At 58.4% G+C, this 15,960-nt stretch carries 13 protein-coding genes; 5 read left to right on the forward strand and 8 right to left on the reverse strand.

The features are described from left to right. Positions 1–37 precede the first annotated feature (37 nt). Together ACR0BI_RS19620 and ACR0BI_RS19625 are read right to left on the reverse strand one after the other, a co-directional pair. Entirely contained in the window at positions 38–1,072 is a 1,035-nt protein-coding gene (locus ACR0BI_RS19620; RefSeq protein ID WP_480563093.1) for an ACP S-malonyltransferase, read from the reverse strand. Beyond that, positions 1,069–3,261 (reverse strand): dehydrogenase E1 component subunit alpha/beta, encoded by a 2,193-nt coding sequence (locus ACR0BI_RS19625; RefSeq protein WP_480563094.1) that lies wholly within the window; start codon positions 3,259–3,261, stop codon positions 1,069–1,071. The genes ACR0BI_RS19620 and ACR0BI_RS19625 overlap by 4 nt, the downstream gene beginning before the upstream one ends. A 217-nt stretch (positions 3,262–3,478) precedes the next feature. Here ACR0BI_RS19625 and ACR0BI_RS19630 point away from each other — a divergent pair, with 217 nt between their 5' ends. After that, positions 3,479–4,378, forward strand: a complete 900-nt coding sequence (locus ACR0BI_RS19630; RefSeq protein ID WP_170664150.1) for a LysR substrate-binding domain-containing protein — start codon at positions 3,479–3,481, stop codon at positions 4,376–4,378. Between the two features lie 7 nt (positions 4,379–4,385). Here the strand turns inward: ACR0BI_RS19630 and ACR0BI_RS19635 are convergent, their stop codons facing one another. Continuing rightward, entirely contained in the window at positions 4,386–5,138 is a 753-nt protein-coding gene (locus ACR0BI_RS19635; RefSeq protein WP_170737047.1) for a nuclear transport factor 2 family protein, read from the reverse strand. A gap of 216 nt (positions 5,139–5,354) precedes the next feature. After that, positions 5,355–6,512, reverse strand: a complete 1,158-nt coding sequence (locus tag ACR0BI_RS19640; RefSeq protein WP_480562924.1) for an acyl-CoA dehydrogenase family protein — start codon at positions 6,510–6,512, stop codon at positions 5,355–5,357. A 219-nt stretch (positions 6,513–6,731) separates the two neighbouring features. Here ACR0BI_RS19640 and ACR0BI_RS19645 point away from each other — a divergent pair, with 219 nt between their 5' ends. The 3 genes from ACR0BI_RS19645 (at position 6,732) to ACR0BI_RS19655 (ending at position 11,587) form a co-directional block, all read left to right on the forward strand. Then, positions 6,732–7,373, forward strand: coding sequence for a pyridoxamine 5'-phosphate oxidase family protein (locus ACR0BI_RS19645; protein ID WP_480562923.1), 642 nt, complete (start codon positions 6,732–6,734; stop codon positions 7,371–7,373). Positions 7,374–7,487: 114 nt separating this feature from the next. Further along, complete coding sequence (locus tag ACR0BI_RS19650; protein ID WP_480459897.1) at positions 7,488–8,414, forward strand: NAD(P)-dependent oxidoreductase; 927 nt, start codon at positions 7,488–7,490, stop codon at positions 8,412–8,414. Between the two features lie 107 nt (positions 8,415–8,521). Continuing rightward, complete coding sequence (locus ACR0BI_RS19655; protein ID WP_480562922.1) at positions 8,522–11,587, forward strand: aminotransferase class III-fold pyridoxal phosphate-dependent enzyme; 3,066 nt, start codon at positions 8,522–8,524, stop codon at positions 11,585–11,587. Positions 11,588–11,633: 46 nt separating this feature from the next. Here ACR0BI_RS19655 and ACR0BI_RS19660 read toward each other — a convergent pair whose 3' ends face one another. Further along, positions 11,634–12,110 carry a hypothetical protein gene (locus tag ACR0BI_RS19660; RefSeq protein ID WP_170408198.1) on the reverse strand — a complete coding sequence of 159 codons (477 nt, stop codon included), beginning with the start codon at positions 12,108–12,110 and terminating at the stop codon, positions 11,634–11,636. Then, complete coding sequence (gene hemP, locus ACR0BI_RS19665; RefSeq protein ID WP_170408197.1) at positions 12,107–12,274, reverse strand: hemin uptake protein HemP; 168 nt, start codon at positions 12,272–12,274, stop codon at positions 12,107–12,109. The genes ACR0BI_RS19660 and hemP overlap by 4 nt, the downstream gene beginning before the upstream one ends. A 225-nt stretch (positions 12,275–12,499) precedes the next feature. Between hemP and gph the strand changes: the two genes are divergently transcribed. Then, on the forward strand, positions 12,500–13,162 hold the full coding sequence (gene gph, locus ACR0BI_RS19670) for a phosphoglycolate phosphatase (protein WP_170408196.1): 663 nt from the start codon (positions 12,500–12,502) through the stop codon (positions 13,160–13,162). A gap of 213 nt (positions 13,163–13,375) precedes the next feature. On the opposite strand, the gene ACR0BI_RS19675 is transcribed toward gph, so the two are convergent. After that, positions 13,376–14,548 (reverse strand): acetate/propionate family kinase, encoded by a 1,173-nt coding sequence (locus ACR0BI_RS19675; RefSeq protein WP_170408190.1) that lies wholly within the window; start codon positions 14,546–14,548, stop codon positions 13,376–13,378. Then, a complete protein-coding gene (locus ACR0BI_RS19680) occupies positions 14,548–15,933 on the reverse strand; it encodes a bifunctional enoyl-CoA hydratase/phosphate acetyltransferase (protein ID WP_480562921.1) in 1,386 nt (461 codons plus the stop codon). Before ACR0BI_RS19680 ends, ACR0BI_RS19675 begins: the two co-directional genes overlap by 1 nt. Positions 15,934–15,960: the final 27 nt, after the last annotated feature.

A 15,960-nucleotide genomic window follows, 5' to 3' on the forward strand; every position in this document is an offset into this window, starting at 1 on the left:
GGGCCTCGCCAAAGTTTCGCCGATCATCAGGCTGGTCTCAGTTGGTTGCAAGGGCGCGCTGGTCAGCCCGCCCCATGGCGATGAGGAATGGATCCGCCTCCTGATGCGACTGGAATGACGCCTTGTCGGTCATGCCCCGCCAGCGCCCCAGTGTTAGTGACTGCGCCACCGCGCCGCTCAGCGTTGCACCTGGGCCGGTGACGATGAACAGATCGGGCGCGAACTCGCGTGCGGCCGTCTGGATCGCATGGGTGAAGTCATAGGTCTCGGTCACCTGATGGCCCAGCGTGTAGTCCCACAACTCACTCGTGTCAGTTGCGCCGGGCCACCAGATTTTGCCACGCCCGTCAATCATCGGGAACTTGGGCTGAGCAAAAAGATCAGAACTCAATTGCGCCCGACCTTCCGCCGCCACCGGGGCCTGCAGCGCCGTATGAAAGGCGGCGTGATTGGCCAGCCGCAATGGGAACCGATCCTGCACGGTGGGGTGTGCCGCCTCAAACGCCGTCAGACCCGCCTCATTGCCTGCCAATACCAGCATCCCGCCCAGATCGATGGAAAGCGCCAGAGTGTGATCGTGCAACGCATTGATCCTCGCCACCTCATCCAGCAATGCGGCTTTGCGGGCAGGATCATTCGCCCATGTCTCATCGACGAATGGGTAAACCAGTTGACCGCCGATCAGGTGCTTCTGCATCAGCGTGCCCATCGTATTGACCACGCGAAACCCGTTCCCAGGGGTCAATGCCCCTGCGGTGGCCAGCGCAATATACCAGCCCATCGAGTTACCAGTGACGGCGACGACTTCAATATCGTTGGCCAATGCCTGCGCATCGGCCAACGCGGCAGCATAGATCAGGGGTGAGGCCACATCGCCGCGCGAGTACTTCCCGACGCTAAAGCGATCAGCCCCATCCAAGGCAGTAATCGCATCCTGTCCGGTTCCGGCGCGAATGGCGTCGAAGCTGCGGAACAAGTCCATACGATCCGAATGATGTTGGTGCAGATAGCCCAGCTCAGGCTTGTTATAAGTGCCCCGGCCCGGGCAGATCACAGCGGCGGTGCGGGTCATGAGGCTGCTCCTGTCAAAGCCAGCGCTGCGGCAACGATACCGTCTTTCGAAGGAAGAGGTGCGGCATAGGCGGGGCCAGTTGCAATAAAGCAATCCTCGGCCACAACGCGGGCAGTTCGGGTAGAAGAACTTTGTTCGGCGAAGAAAGTCATCAGCGCTTCGGACTGACTGCCGGTCTTGCGGCATTCGTCGACGATCAAAACATGCGCGCATGTTTTGGTGGCTTCGCGCAAAGCCTCAACCGGCAGAGGAGCTAGCCAACGCATATCGATAATCCGGGTTTTCAGACCCGCCGCCTCAATTTCGGGCAGGGCCTGTTGCGACAGGTAATGCCCGTTGCCATAGGTCACGATGGCGAGATCGGTGCCGTCCCCCTGTACTCCCACATCGCCCAGCGCAATTTTCTGATCCCGCGCAGGATAGATGGTCATCCACCCGCCATCCTGCGCCGCATGCAGATCGCGCATCGGGTAGAGTGCGATCGGTTCAAGAAACACCACGACCCGCTGCTCTTCGCGCGCCAACCGCACGCATTCGCGCAGCATCAGTGCTGCATCGGCCCCGGTCGACGGGCAGGCGATGATGACACCAGGGATATCCCGCAAGACGGCCAGAGAGTTGTCGTTATGGAAATGTCCGCCAAAGCCCTTCTGATATCCGAGCCCAGCAATCCTCAGCACCATCGGGTTGGTGAACTGCCCGTTCGAGAAGAACGGCAGGGTTGCCGCCTCCCCCCTGATCTGATCCTCGGCATTGTGCAGATATGCCAGAAACTGGATCTCGGGGATCGGGATGAAACCGTTATGGCCCATACCGATCGCGAGACCCAGAATGGACTGTTCATCCAGCAGCGTATCAATCACGCGGTCCGGACCAAAGCGTTGCTGCAGCTTTTGTGTGACGCCATAGACGCCACCTTTGCGGCCCACATCTTCGCCCATGCAAACGATCTCGGCATGTTCCAACATCAGATCGGTCAGCGCCCAGTTGATCAGGCGGCTGAGCGGCTGCGGCTCATCCATCGCGCGCATATCTGCGCCAAAGGTCTTCGCACGCGCCTCAGCGCTCGGGCCGTTGGTCGCTTTACAAGGGCGCTTAGGCGGGATCAGGCTTGCCATCACTTCGGCCGCATTGGCCAGATGGGGACGGCTGGCAGCCTCTGTAGCCACACGATCCGTTCGGGTGCAGGTATCGCTGTAGATTTTTAACGCCTGATCCGGCGACAATGCACCCGCCTGATCCAGCAGTCGTACGGTGTGCAAAAGCGGATCATTGGCCTCATCCGCCTCAACCTCAGTTTTCGGCAGATAGGTCGTGGGCACATCCGCCCCGGCATGGCCATAAAGCCGCACGGTTCTGAGATGCAGGAAGGCCGGTTTCCTGCGCTTGCGGACATAATCTGCAGCCTCTTTCGCGACCGCATGGGTTTCATAAATGTCCAACCCATTGGCCTGAAAATACTTGATCCCCGGACGATGCTCCATCGACGCCTGAATCCAGCCCTTGGGCGTTTTGACCGAAATCCCGATCCCGTTGTCTTCACACACGAACAGCAGCGGCAGCGGCGTCGATTGCACACTGGTCCAGCCTGCCGTGTTGATCGCCCCCTGCGCGGTTGAGTGATTGGCCGAGGCATCCCCAAATGAACACATCGCAATCCCGTCTTCCGGCAACACGCGATGTTCGGGCGCATGTCGCCGGGCTGCCCCCAGCGCATAAGCCGCACCAACGGCTTTGGGCAAATGGCTGGCGATGGTCGAGGTCTGCGGCGGGATCATCAGCGCCCTTGATCCCAACACCTTGTGCCGCCCGCCCGAGGTCGGGTCCTCACTCGAGCACGCAAAGCTGAGCAGCATATCCCACGCGATCTGCTGACCGGGCACCTGTTCGGCACGCGCGATCTGAAACGCAGCATCCCGGTAATGCAGAAAGGCAATATCGCTTGGGCGCAATGCGTGCGCGACGGCGGCCATCCCTTCGTGGCCAGATGAGCCGATGGTGTAGAACCCCTGCCCCGCCTTCTGCATCGCCCGGCTGGTCCGATCCAGCGCGCGACTGAGAACTTGCGACCGGAAAAGCGAAACGGCTTCAGCATCGCCCAGACCGACGCGCGGCGGGGCTCCGTCGGGAAAATCACGATTTGCGACACGGGTCAGGAAATTCTCATGTACGATCTTTGCGCGGTCCATGTCTCTCGCTTTTGTCTTGTTGGTGTCATCGGCCTTGGGGAACCTCTGCGCGGGCGCGACCCGCTTGCTGATTTGTCCCGCGCTCCGACGTGAATTTCAAGATCGCGGATGGCGCGGCACCCTCTCGGCCACAAAGGTGATGTGGCGCACCAGTCATCGCTCTGGCGGCAGGAAAAAACCAGTGCTATTGCGTTCAATAGGTATGAGGAATTGTCATATGATTGCACCCCGCCGTTTCTTGCCTTCAATCTCGTCCTTGCTTGCGCTTGAAGCCGTAGACCGGCTGGGCAGCGCATCTGCTGCTGCGGCTGAGCTGTCCTTGACACAAAGCGCAATCAGTCGGCAGTTGAAGACGATGGAGGATCAGCTGGGCGTGCAATTGATCGAGCGTAGCCAGATGCGACTGCACCTGACGCCAGCAGCCAAAGACTATGTGCAAACCGCAAGGTCTGCTGTTCAGGATCTGGCGCAGGCCGCACTGAAACTCAAAGCCAATCCGGCGGGCGGGTCACTTGACCTGTCGATCCTTCCCGCGTTCGGCATGCACTGGCTGGCACCCCGCCTGCAGGATTTTGCGCGACGTCATCCCGAGGTTACTGTCAATCTGGGGACCCGCCTCAAACCGTTTGATTTTACGACTGAGCCATTTGATGCCGCGATCCATTTCGGTCAGCAGGATTGGGCGGGCGTTCAGTATCTGCCGATCATGCGGGAAGAAGTCCTGCCCGTCTGCGCCCCTGCCCTTACCGCCGTCAATTTCAATAGCTTGGATGCTCTCCGCGCCGCGCCACTGCTGCATCTGGAGTCGCGTCCGGATGCCTGGGAGCGCTGGTTTGAGATACAGGGCCAGCCCGTCACCGGCCTACGGGGAATGCTGTTCGATCAGTTTTCGACCATGATTCAGGCCACGATTCATGGGTTGGGCGTGGCTCTGTTGCCGTCATATCTGGTGCAGGATGATTTGCGCACCGGGCGGCTTGTCCAGGCATGGGACGGGCCGCGCGTGAGCCTTGGCAGCTATTATCTGGTCTGGCCGAATGACCGCTCGATGCCCGAGCCTCTACGGTCTTTCCAAGCCTGGATCAGTGAACAGATTGGGGCAGACGCCCACGCCTAACGCGGCCTTAGAACTTGCCGTTGTCATTTTTCCATTCGCTGCGTGGTGCAATGGACTCAACCGTATCCCAGTGTTCGACGATCTTGCCATCTGCAACGCGGTACAGATCATAAAATGCGCTGTGAGTGCCCTGATATTCACCTTCGCACACGGTCAGTACAAAATCCCCTTCCGCCAATACCCGATGCAGATGCTGATAGTTTAGGGCGTTCCTATCGGCCAATGCGGTCCTCAAGGCAGTCAAGTCATCCGAGAGCTGCGGGCTGTGTTCTACGTAAGCGGAAGTATTGATACAGGCCTCTATCTGGTCGAGATCCCCGGCAATCAACGCGGTTTCGACGAAGGCGCGAACAAAGGCCCGGTTTTCCTCGGTTTGCTCGACATCCCGAACTTCGGTCGGACCATCCACCATACTGTGATCCGAGCCGTTTGGCCCCATCCGTTTCTGGATATTGTCCCAATGCTCTACCGCTTGCCCGTCTTCGAACCGGAACACTTCGAAGCCGATATTCCGCCGTGAGAAATCATATTCCGTATGCGCGAAGACAAAATCGCCGTCTTCAAAGGCGCGTACGATATTCACGCGCGGTGAGGTCTGGGACAGCCGTTTGAACAGGGATGCAAGCCCTTCGCTGCCTTCATGGGTTTGCGGATTGTGCTGGATGTATCGTGCTTCATTTACCACCGAAACCGGACCCGGATCGCCCGTTTCGATGCTTTTGAGCAGGGCAGATATGCGATCTTTGTTGGACTTCTCCATACCGGGTTCCCTTCAGCTCTGACTACTCCGTGATCACAATGGCAGGCGACGTGTCAGGCATCAACGCCAGCAACAGCCAAACCCAGCGCGGCCTTCGGCCTTGCGTCCTGCGGACGGCAGGGGGCCAGGCAGGCGCGGGCTGCGTCCGCGCCTGCCTGGCCCAACGGGAGGAGACGTTCCGTAAGGAATGTGGACGACGGGCGGGAGTGTTTTGGTTCAGACGTCCAGCGAACGGGCGATGAGCTCTTTCATGACTTCATTCGTCCCGCCATAGATCATTTGGACCCGCGCATCCGCATAGAGCCGCGCGATTGGGTATTCCATCATGAACCCATAGCCGCCGAACAGTTGCAGGCATTCGTGCATCACTTCGTTCTGCACCTCAGAGCCCCAGTATTTCACCATCGAGGCCGTCGCAGCATCCAATTCACCGGCCTCCAGTTTACCAATGCAGTCATTGACGAAACTGCGCAGCACCTCGGCCTTGGTTTTACACTCGGCCAACTTGAAACGGGTGTTCTGGAAATCCATCACCCGCTGTCCGAACGCCTTGCGCTCCTGCACGTATTCCACCGTCTGCGATATGGCGAAATCGATCGCGCCCAGCGCCATGATCCCGATGGTCAGCCGCTCCCACGGCAACTGCTTCATTAGTTGATAGAACCCCTGCCCCTCTTCCGGGCCCAGCAGGTTGGTCATTGGCACCTTTACGTCTTCAAAGAACAGCTCAGCCGTATCGTTGCCCTTCATTCCCAGTTTCTTGAGGTTCCGCCCCCTCCGGAATCCATCAGCCCCGTCGGTTTCGACCACAATCAGAGAGACACCCTTCGCCCCTAACGACTTGTCAGTTTTGGCAGCCACGATAACCAGATCAGCCGATTGCCCGTTGGTAATAAATATCTTGGACCCGTTGAGCCGATAAGAATTGCCATCCTTCTCAGCGGTCGTCTTCACCGCTTGCACATCCGATCCCGTGCCCGGTTCGGTCATGGCCAGCGCGCCGATCATCTCACCCGAGGCCAGTTTCGGCAGCCACTTCTGTTTCTGATCCTCACTGCCATAAGCGGTGATGTAGTGGGTCACGATAGACTGGATGCCATATCCCCATCCTGCGTCCCCGCGCGCAGTCTGCTCATACAAAGTAACGGAATCGAAACCCATCCCGCCGCCGACGCCACCATATTCCTCAGCAATCGAACCGGCCATCAGACCCGTCTCTCCCGCCTGCAACCAAAAGGTACGATCAACCGCCCCGTTCTCGGCCCATTTCTCGGTATTGGGTACCAAGGCATCATCCATGAACCGGCCCGCAATTTCAGCAAACATTCGGTGTTCGTCAGTAACCCAGGCGGCGGTGCTGGTAAAAAGCGACATCAAATAGCTCTCCAGATCAGGTGTTTGCCCAAAACTAGCCGGGTGTGTGATTCCTTCCAATCCATGTGACGTGGCGTCCAGGACAGATACTACGCAACGTCCTTGGCACCGTTGCCGAATTTGGGGCCAAACGTTCACATCTGTGTTCCCACGCCTGACAGAGCAGGCCATCATCGACCATATTGCGCATACGCCCCGGACGACCCAGGAGACAGCATAATGCCCCGCGCCTTTTCTGAACTGACCTTCACACCTGCCGTTCGCGCCCATCAAGAACGCATGGGATCCGCCGTGACCTATGCGAAATTCCTGAGCCGAGGACCAAAACAGGGCCATCAAATCGGACCGACCGAACAGGCGTTCATTCGCGCCCGCGATGGGTTCTATCAGGCCACCGTCTCCGAAACCGGCTGGCCTTATGTGCAGTTTCGCGGTGGGCCGATAGGGTTTCTGAAAGTGCTGGACCCGCACACCATCGGCTATGCGGACCTGTCTGGTAACAAACAATATATCTCGCGCGGCAACCTGGATGGAAACGACCATGTGGCGTTGATCTTGATGGATTACGCGAACCAGCGCCGTCTCAAGATTCTTGGGCGGATGACATTCAAGGAAGGTGCCGCGGCAGCAACTGATCTTTACACCAAAGGCTCCGAGACCGAGGCAGAACGGGCCGCGATCATCAAAGTTGAAGCGCTTGACTGGAATTGCCCCCGCCACATCACGCCGCGCTTTACCGAGGCCGAGCTTCGGCCACATCTGAATGATCTGGGTCAGCAACTGGCTGTTCTGCAATCAGAAAACCAGCGTTTACAGAGGGAATTGGCTGAGCTCAAAGCTGCGGCCGTTTTTCGAAGATGAAATCCGCGCCGGTTCAGATGTGAAACGAATGGCGCGCGATCGCTATGGATCTGAGCGGCAAATTGTGACGCAGGGTTGCCCTTTGGTCCAAGCTTTGCTTTGTCCTTTCTAAACATCACGACCTGCCGTCCGCTTGAGGCAGGAGCGGATAACAGAGAGGATCATCACATGGCAAAAGTTGCGTTCCTTGGCCTAGGCGTCATGGGCTACCCGATGGCCGGGCATCTTCAGGCTGCCGGCCACGAAGTCACCGTCTACAACCGCACCGCATCCAAGGCCGAGGCTTGGGTCGCCCAGCATGGCGGCGCGATGGCCCTGACACCGCGGCAAGCCGCGGAAGGGGCAGAGTTCGTGATGGCCTGCGTTGGCAATGACGACGATCTGCGTATGGTTTGCACAGGTGAAGATGGCGCCTTTCACGGAATGGCCAAGGGTGCGGTATTTGTTGATCACACCACCGTCTCGGCCAAGGTCACGCGCGAGTTGTACGAGGCTGGCAAGACACAGGGGGTTGCTTTTGTGGACGCCCCGATCTCGGGCGGTCAGGCGGGAGCCGAAAATGGTGTGCTATCGATCATGTGCGGCGGTGACATGGACGCTTATCGTGCTGCTGAGCCGGTGATGCAGGTCTATTCCAAAATCTGCCGCCGCATTGGAGACAGCGGCGCGGGTCAAATGACCAAAATGTGCAACCAGATCGCGATTGCAGGGCTGGTGCAGGGCCTGAGCGAAGCATTACATTTTGCCGAAAAGGCTGGGCTGGATGGTCGGGCTGTGGTCGAGGTGATTAGCCAAGGCGCGGCAGGCAGCTGGCAGATGGCGAACCGGTATGAGACCATGCTGGATGACCATTTTGAGCATGGCTTTGCAGTCGACTGGATGCGCAAGGATCTGGGAATCTGTCTGGATACCGCCAATGAGACCGGGGCTTCACTACCAGTGACGGCGCTGGTCGACCAGTTCTACAAAGACGTGCAGAAACTTGGCGGGGGCCGGTGGGATACGTCCTCGTTGTTCAAACGGTTGCGAGCACTGGACTGAGCAAAGGGGGGGGGGCTGTCTGCCCCATCGCGCCAGGGCGCGACTCCGCCCGAAGATATTTTTGGCCAGATGAAGAGGATCACCGTGGCAGTTGCAAGAGATAGCGCATGAGCGACTTGAACACTTTCTGGGCTGGTCGCCTGCGTGAACACTGGGGTTTGGACGCCCGTCTGACGCGTCTGGATGGGGAGTACGACCTCAACTTTCTGGTCAAAGCCACCAACGGGCAGGATTATGTGCTCAAGGTGATGCGCGCGGGGTGCGATGCGGCATTGGTCGATCTGCAGGTCAAGGCGCTGGGACATCTCAGCGCAGCAGCGCCCGGATTGCCCTTTCCTGCCGTTTATCCCGATTTGAACGGGATGATGTTGCCTGAGATTGCCGACGCGCATGGGCAACCGCGACAGGTCTGGCTGCAGGAACGACTGCCGGGGGCATGCTATGCAAGCAGCGCGCCCAAGACCGAAGACCTGATACTAAAACTGGGCCGTATTCTGGGCGCAACCGACCGGGCGCTGGAGGGGTTCACCCACGAGGGCTTGCATCGCGCGGATTTCAAATGGGATTTGACGCGGGCGAGTTGGATCGTCGACCAACTAGAGGCCATCTCTGATCCGGCAAGACGCGCGCGCGTTCAACAAATCGCTGAGGATTTTGAGGCAATCTCTGATCAACTGGGTGCATTGCCAAAGCAGGCGATTCACAATGATGCCAATGATTACAATATCCTTGTCGAAGGCAATCTGGGCGAACGACGCAGCATCTCGGGTCTGATCGATCTTGGCGACATGTGCGCGGCGCCGCGCGTTTGCGATCTGGCTATTGCCGGGGCCTATGTCGTTCTGGACCACCCTAAACCCGAGCGCGCATTGGCTGCGCTGGTACGCGGGTATCACGCCGCCAATCGGTTACGCCCGGATGAGATCGACCTGATCTGGCCTTTGTTGCAAGCACGGTTGGCGGTGTCCGTGGTGAATTCGACGCTGATGGCGATTGAGAACCCGGATGATCCGTATGTCACGATCAGCCAGGCCCCAGCGTGGCGATTGATTGAAAATGAGGCAATCAATGGCGCACTCATGCCCGCCCGATTGCGCGCAGCGTGTGGCTTGCCGGTTGTGAACGGAGCCGAGCGCATTCACGCCTACCTGTCCGGCCATCGCGGACAATTCGCGCAGATGTTCGGGCAGAATCTGAGCGACGCACCGATGGGCTCACTGTCGGTGGAAAACTCAACCTGGCCTCAAAACCCGTTCCACATGCCGCTGGACGAGGCGGCGCGGGTTGGTGAGGAGTTTGGGGATGGTCCCTGGCTTGGGTATTACAGCGAGCCACGCCTGATCTATGCTGAGCCGGGGTTTCGCAAGGGACCGTGGAAAGCGTCGGATCGGCGCACAGTGCATCTGGCCGTGGATGTGTTTGCACCCGCCGGAACAGTGCTGCATGCACCTCTCAGCGGTCGGGTCGAAGCGGTTGAAAACAGGGACGCGCATCTCGACTATGGCGGGGTTGTGATCCTGCACCACGAAACGCCCGAAGGGGATGCATTCTACACGCTTTATGGCCATCTGGACCCTGAGGTGAGTGAGCGTTTGAAACCAGGTGACCCGGTGGCTCAGGGTGCAGCTTTTGCCCGTCTGGGCGATGCCAGTCAGAATGGCGGATGGGCCCCGCATGTGCATTTCCAACTGGCGCTGACGACCGACGGTATGCAGGCCGACTGGCCGGGCGTAGCGGATCCTGATGAGCTCGAGCTTTGGCACGCGGTCTGCCCCAACCCTGCAGCACTGTTGAACTTGCCTGATGAAAAGGTTTTCTATCGACCAACCGACAAGCAGGCGATCCTACAGGACAGGCGCGAACACTTCGGCGGCAATCTCAGCCTGACATACGACGACCCGGTCATGCTGGTGCGTGGCTGGAGGCATCACCTGTTCGATGAATGGGGGCGACCCTATCTGGATGCCTACAACAACGTTCCGCATGTAGGCCATGCGCATCCGCGTATTCAGGCGGTTGCAGCGGATCAGCTGAAGCGCATGAATTCGAACACACGCTATCTGCACCCGGCGCAAACCGCTTTTGCCGACAAGGTATTGTCGAAACTGCCGGATCACCTTGAAGTCTGTTTCTTCGTCAACTCAGGGACAGAGGCCAACGAATTGGCTCTGCGTCTGGCGCGCGCGCACACCGGGGCAAAAGGGATCGTGACGCCCGATCACGGCTATCACGGCAACACAAACGCTGCGGTGGCGATCTCGGCCTACAAATTCAACAAACCTGGCGGTATTGGGCAGGCAGATTGGGTGGAACTGATTGAGGTCGCGGATGACTACCGCGGCTCGTTCCGGCGTGATGACCCCGAGCGCGCACGGAAGTTTGCTGACCTGATTGATCCGGCGATTTCGGCATTACAGGCAAAAGGGCAAGGCCTAGCTGGGTTCATCGCTGAAACATTCCCCTCGGTCGGGGGACAGATCATTCCACCAAAAGGCTATCTGTCTGCGGTCTATGAAAAAATCCGCGCCGCCGGAGGGGTCTGCATTGCCGATGAAGTTCAGACCGGCCTCGGGCGCCTGGGCGACTATTACTTCGGCTTTGAACATCAGGGCGCGCTGCCTGATATAGTGGTAATGGGGAAGCCCATCGGCAACGGCCACCCGCTGGGTGTGCTGGTCACTACCAAAGAGATCGCCGAAAGCTTCGACAACGGGATCGAGTTTTTCTCGACCTTCGGCGGCTCAACCCTGTCCTGCAGAATCGGGAAAGAGGTGTTGGACATCGTCGATGATGAAGGCTTGCAAGAGAACGCCCGTGTGATGGGGGCTCACCTGCTGGATGGCCTCAAACAGATCGAAGCTGACTTTGGCTGTGTCGGCGATGTGCGCGGTATCGGCCTCTTCTTGGGTGTGGAACTGATTAACCCGGATGGCTCGGAAAGCGGTGAGATTTGCAGCTACGTCAAGAATCGGATGCGCGATCATCGCATTCTGATCGGTAGCGAGGGACCCAAGGACAATATCCTGAAAATCCGGCCACCGCTAACCATCGAAGCAGAGGACGTCGACATGATTCTTTGGACGCTGCGGGAGGTTCTTGGCGAAGTGGGTGACTACAGCCCTGCCCCCATGTGCGATCACGATCATCATCATGCGGGCTGCGGCTGCTGCTAAGAAACACAAAACCCCAGCGAAATTGCTGGGGTTTTGTCGCCGTCGATCAGTGGAGCACTGAATGTGGGGGGTGGTGCCCGGTCGTCGGCAAAGGGATCGAAACGGTCATCCGGCGTAACGCCAAGCCCAGTTCCTCGGACAACGAGGCCAGTGCCGGGGCGAAATCGGGCCGTACGATCAGCGAGGCCATCATCATTGCATCTTCACGCGCCCCTTCAGAGGCGGCACCGATCATCTGGGCAAAACAATTCTCATCTGCGCCCAGACATGCACATCCCAGCCCATGACGCACCAGCGGACGGCGACCGTGATGTGCACAAAGTGAACACAGCCGGTCCAGCGTCAGCATCGTGGCGCGTCCCTGATCTGCACCCAGCGCGATGTCAAAATCGCTTGCGGCATTTGCCCGGCCTTCGACCCCATCACCCCAAAGCCGCAGATACATGACGGCTCCGGCCTCAATGGGGTTCAGGTCAGCCAGACGGCCAACAGCCGCCCCGCCACGCGAAGAAGGTGCGCTCATTTTGTCAGGATCAGTTTGCCTGCGCGGGTGATACGCAGTGTATAAAGCTGATCGCCCAGCTCGATATGGGCCAAATTGCCGCCATTGGTGAGGTCTTCCGCCTTGTGGGCCGGAAGCATCGAAACAGCGTAGCTAAGGGTCGAGGAAGGGGTTTGCGCGTTCATTGGGGCATCTCCAGAGCATCTGTGGCACTTGGCCTTGTCTGTCTTCGTTTCGCTTGATCTGGCTGACCCTGTTTTGGGCTGGCTATCTGTTCGTGTGATTAATCTGATAAAAATAGTAAGGTTTGTCAAGCTGCTGTTTTTTCAATCGCTCCCACGGGTCTCTATTGCGCCGTCGCACAGCACGACCTAGGCATTGGACATCAACAAACAAAGGCGGATTCGCAGATGGCAGCAGTTGTCGTATTTGATCTGGATGGCACCCTGATAGACAGCCTTGCCGACCTTGCAGCTGCGGTAAACCGAATGCTGCACGATCAGGGGCACCCCGCCTTGCCTCAGGATACGATCCGGGGATTCGTCGGGAACGGACTACCCAAGCTGGTCGAGCGCGCGATGACGCATTGCGGGCTGGAGCCAACGCTTCACAAGGACCTGACACAGCTTACCCTGAAGCACTACAATGCAGGCGCCTGCGATCAGACCGTAGTTTATCCCGGCGTGATCCAGGCGCTGGATGAGCTTCGCGATATGGGCTGTGCGCTTGGGGTCTGCACCAACAAACCCGAAGCCCCTGCCCGGCATGTGCTGGGCGAACTTGGCCTGCTACCCTATTTCAACACGGTCTTTGGTGGAGACACGCTGGATATACGCAAACCCGATCCAGAGCACTTGCACGCCTGTTTCAAGACCCTTCAAGCCGCAGGCCCACTGATCTTCGTTGGCGACAGTGAGGTTGATGCCGAAACTGCGCAACGGGCTCAGGTCCCGTTTTTGCTGTTTGAACAGGGATATCGAAAGTCGCCGGTTTCGGACATGCCGCACACGCTCAGCTATGATAACAGTACCGCACTGCCTGCACTTGTTCGGAAAATCCTGACGCAGGCATAGACCCCAAAAAAGGTCGAGGGGCCGGCCAAGGGGGTAAGAAGCCAGCCCCTCATCGGGGGAAATTAGTGAAAGTGGATTGGGCGCACTGGCCCGGTAGTTAATGAAAAGTTAACGCACCTGCGCGGATCGCGAAATTGGGGGATTCCCGTAGTGCTGCGATTTTTTTCCCAATCCCCCAATTTATTTAGCGCGCAGAAGCCTAAAAACTGGGATTTATACGGCTTTCTCAGCCGCGGCACGCGCGATAACCAGTTCCTCGTTCGTCGGAATGACCATCAGTTTAACACGTGACAGGTCGGTCGAGATGACGCGCAGATTGTCCGCGTTTGCATCGTGGTCCAGTTCAAGACCCAACCACCCCATGTCAGTGCAGATACGATCGCGGATATAGGTCGAGTTCTCACCGATCCCGCCGGTAAACACGACGGCGTCCAGACCTCCCAACACAGCGGCCAAAGCGCCCAGCTCACGGCGTATCCGGAACGTGTAGTAGTTGATGGCATTGCGTGCACCCGGCGTATTCGACGCCTCAAGCGTACGCATATCATTGGTCATCCCGGAAAGGCCAAGCAGCCCGGATTTACGGTACAGAAGGTCCGAGATCTCATCCGCATTCATGCCTTGCTGATCCATCAGATACAGCACAACGCCCGGATCCAGCTGGCCACAACGCGTTCCCATCGGCAAACCATCCATGGCCGAGAACCCCATGCTTGAACCGACCGACCGACCTCCGATCATGGCGCACATTGAGGCACCGTTGCCAAGATGCGCCACAACCACCCGTCCACCATGTATCAGCGGAGCAGTCTTGGCCAGATGGTCCGAGATGTAATCATAGCTCAGACCGTGGAAGCCATAGCGGCGAACGCCCATATCGTAATACTCGGTCGGCAATGCGAAGGTGTCATTGACCCAAGGGTGGTGGCGGTGAAAAGCGGTATCGAAACAGGCAACCTGCTTGGCATTGGGGAACCTGTCCATCGCAGTACGTGCGCCCTGCAGATTGTAAGGTTGGTGCAGAGGCGCAAAAGGCTCGAGTTTTTCCAGCATCTGCAAGCTTTCGGGGGTCAGCAGAATGGGCCTGTCATTATCCGGGCCGCCATGCACGATGCGGTGTCCAACCGCGGTCACGCCCGCCGACGGGAACTGCCGTTCCAGCAAATCCAAAATATAGTCCAAGGCGCTGGCCTGATCGCACAGCGCTTCAGAAGCGGTATCGGCAAGCACGCGGCCATCCGTGGTCTCTGCTTTGATGCGCGCCGCGCGGCTGCCGATGCGTTCCACCTCTCCCGAACAGACAAGGATCGGATCTGCTTCGCCCGCGGAGAACAACCCAAACTTCAGCGAGGACGAGCCTGAATTCAGTGTGATGATATGGTCCATCAGATCTTACCCGACATCCGCGCCGCATGCAGGGCCGCGACGGCACAGGAAACCAGCCGCGCCTTTTCGCCATCTGCGCGACTGGTCAGAATAATCGGTACGCGCGCGCCCAGCACCACCCCGGCAGCCTCGGCGTGCGCGATATACGTCAGTTGCTTGGCTAGCATGTTGCCTGCGTCCAGATTGGGTACGACAAGAATGTCTGCCCGTCCGGCCACCTCGGACACGATCCCTTTGGTGCGCGCCGCGGCCAGGCTGACCGCGTTGTCCATGGCAAGCGGCCCATCGACCAAGCCACCCCTGATCTGTCCCCGCTCGGCCATCTTCGACAGCAATGCGGCATCAATCGACGACCGGATTGCTGGATTCACCGTCTCGACCGCCGACAGAACACCCACTTTCGGAGCGCCAATTCCGATTGAGATTGCCAGATCGATCGCGTTCTGCGTGATGTCGATCTTGGTTTCCAGATCCGGCTCGATATTGATGGCCGCATCGGTCACCAGCAAGGGATGCGGCTGGCCGGGTATATCCATGACGAAGACATGCGTAAATCGGCGCCCTGCGCGAAGTCCACGATCCCGCCGCAACGCCGCCCGTAGCAGTTCGTCCGTATGAAGATGCCCCTTCATCAATGCTTCAGCATGTCCTTCGACAACCAGATCAACCGCTTTGTTGGCGGCGTCCAGATGGTCCTTAACAGGAACGATCTCAACGTCACCCAAGGGCAACTCAATCTCACGCGCTGCTGCAGCAATCTTGTCGGGGTCACCTATCAGGACCGGCTTGATGATGGTTTCACGCGCCGCCGATAAGGCCCCCCCCAGCGAGTTGGGCTCTTCTGGGGCGACAACTGCCGTGGGGATCGGAGGCAGCGGGCGCGAGCGATCGAGCAGTGCATCAAAATGCCGGTGCCGCTCGACGACCAGACCAGGCACTTCAATCTCATTGAATGACAGTTCTTTCTCCGGAGCGATCACGACCGCGATGCCGGACACGATCAGCGCCTCATCACTAGGGCGCATCACCTGAGTTTCCAGAACTACCTCGCGGTTATCGCGTTTTTCGATCACCGTAACTATGGCCAGCAGTTCTTCGCCCGCATATGCCCGGGCGCTAAAATCCAAGCTTTGCGACTTATACAGCGTACCCGCGCCCGGCAGGATATTCCCCAAAACGGCCGAGATCAGAGCCCCAAGAAACATCTCGGGCGCGATCGCCTCGTTTACGTTATCACCGTCCCCATCTTCGTCGGCCAGGTTCAAAGGGTTATGGTTGCCGGAATTCGATGCGAAAACATAAAAATCATCCTCTGTGCAGAACCGGGTCAACTCGGCGGTGTCACCGATCTGAAGCTGATCAAAGGGCTTGTTGTGATACTGCATTGAAACTCTCGGCGGCTGTTTTGCACC

Source organism: Ruegeria sp. E5 (assembly GCF_056534105.1).

Coding starts and splice junctions, on each gene's coding strand:
- ACR0BI_RS19620 (WP_480563093.1), bottom strand. CDS start 1,072: ATGACCCGCACCGCCGCTGTGATCTGCCCGGGCCGGGGCACTTATAAC.
- ACR0BI_RS19625 (WP_480563094.1), bottom strand. CDS start 3,261: ATGGACCGCGCAAAGATCGTACATGAGAATTTCCTGACCCGTGTCGCA.
- ACR0BI_RS19630 (WP_170664150.1), top strand. CDS start 3,479: ATGATTGCACCCCGCCGTTTCTTGCCTTCAATCTCGTCCTTGCTTGCG.
- ACR0BI_RS19635 (WP_170737047.1), bottom strand. CDS start 5,138: ATGGAGAAGTCCAACAAAGATCGCATATCTGCCCTGCTCAAAAGCATC.
- ACR0BI_RS19640 (WP_480562924.1), bottom strand. CDS start 6,512: ATGTCGCTTTTTACCAGCACCGCCGCCTGGGTTACTGACGAACACCGA.
- ACR0BI_RS19645 (WP_480562923.1), top strand. CDS start 6,732: ATGCCCCGCGCCTTTTCTGAACTGACCTTCACACCTGCCGTTCGCGCC.
- ACR0BI_RS19655 (WP_480562922.1), top strand. CDS start 8,522: ATGAGCGACTTGAACACTTTCTGGGCTGGTCGCCTGCGTGAACACTGG.
- ACR0BI_RS19660 (WP_170408198.1), bottom strand. CDS start 12,110: ATGAGCGCACCTTCTTCGCGTGGCGGGGCGGCTGTTGGCCGTCTGGCT.
- hemP (WP_170408197.1), bottom strand. CDS start 12,274: ATGAACGCGCAAACCCCTTCCTCGACCCTTAGCTACGCTGTTTCGATG.
- gph (WP_170408196.1), top strand. CDS start 12,500: ATGGCAGCAGTTGTCGTATTTGATCTGGATGGCACCCTGATAGACAGC.
- ACR0BI_RS19675 (WP_170408190.1), bottom strand. CDS start 14,548: ATGGACCATATCATCACACTGAATTCAGGCTCGTCCTCGCTGAAGTTT.
- ACR0BI_RS19680 (WP_480562921.1), bottom strand. CDS start 15,933: ATGCAGTATCACAACAAGCCCTTTGATCAGCTTCAGATCGGTGACACC.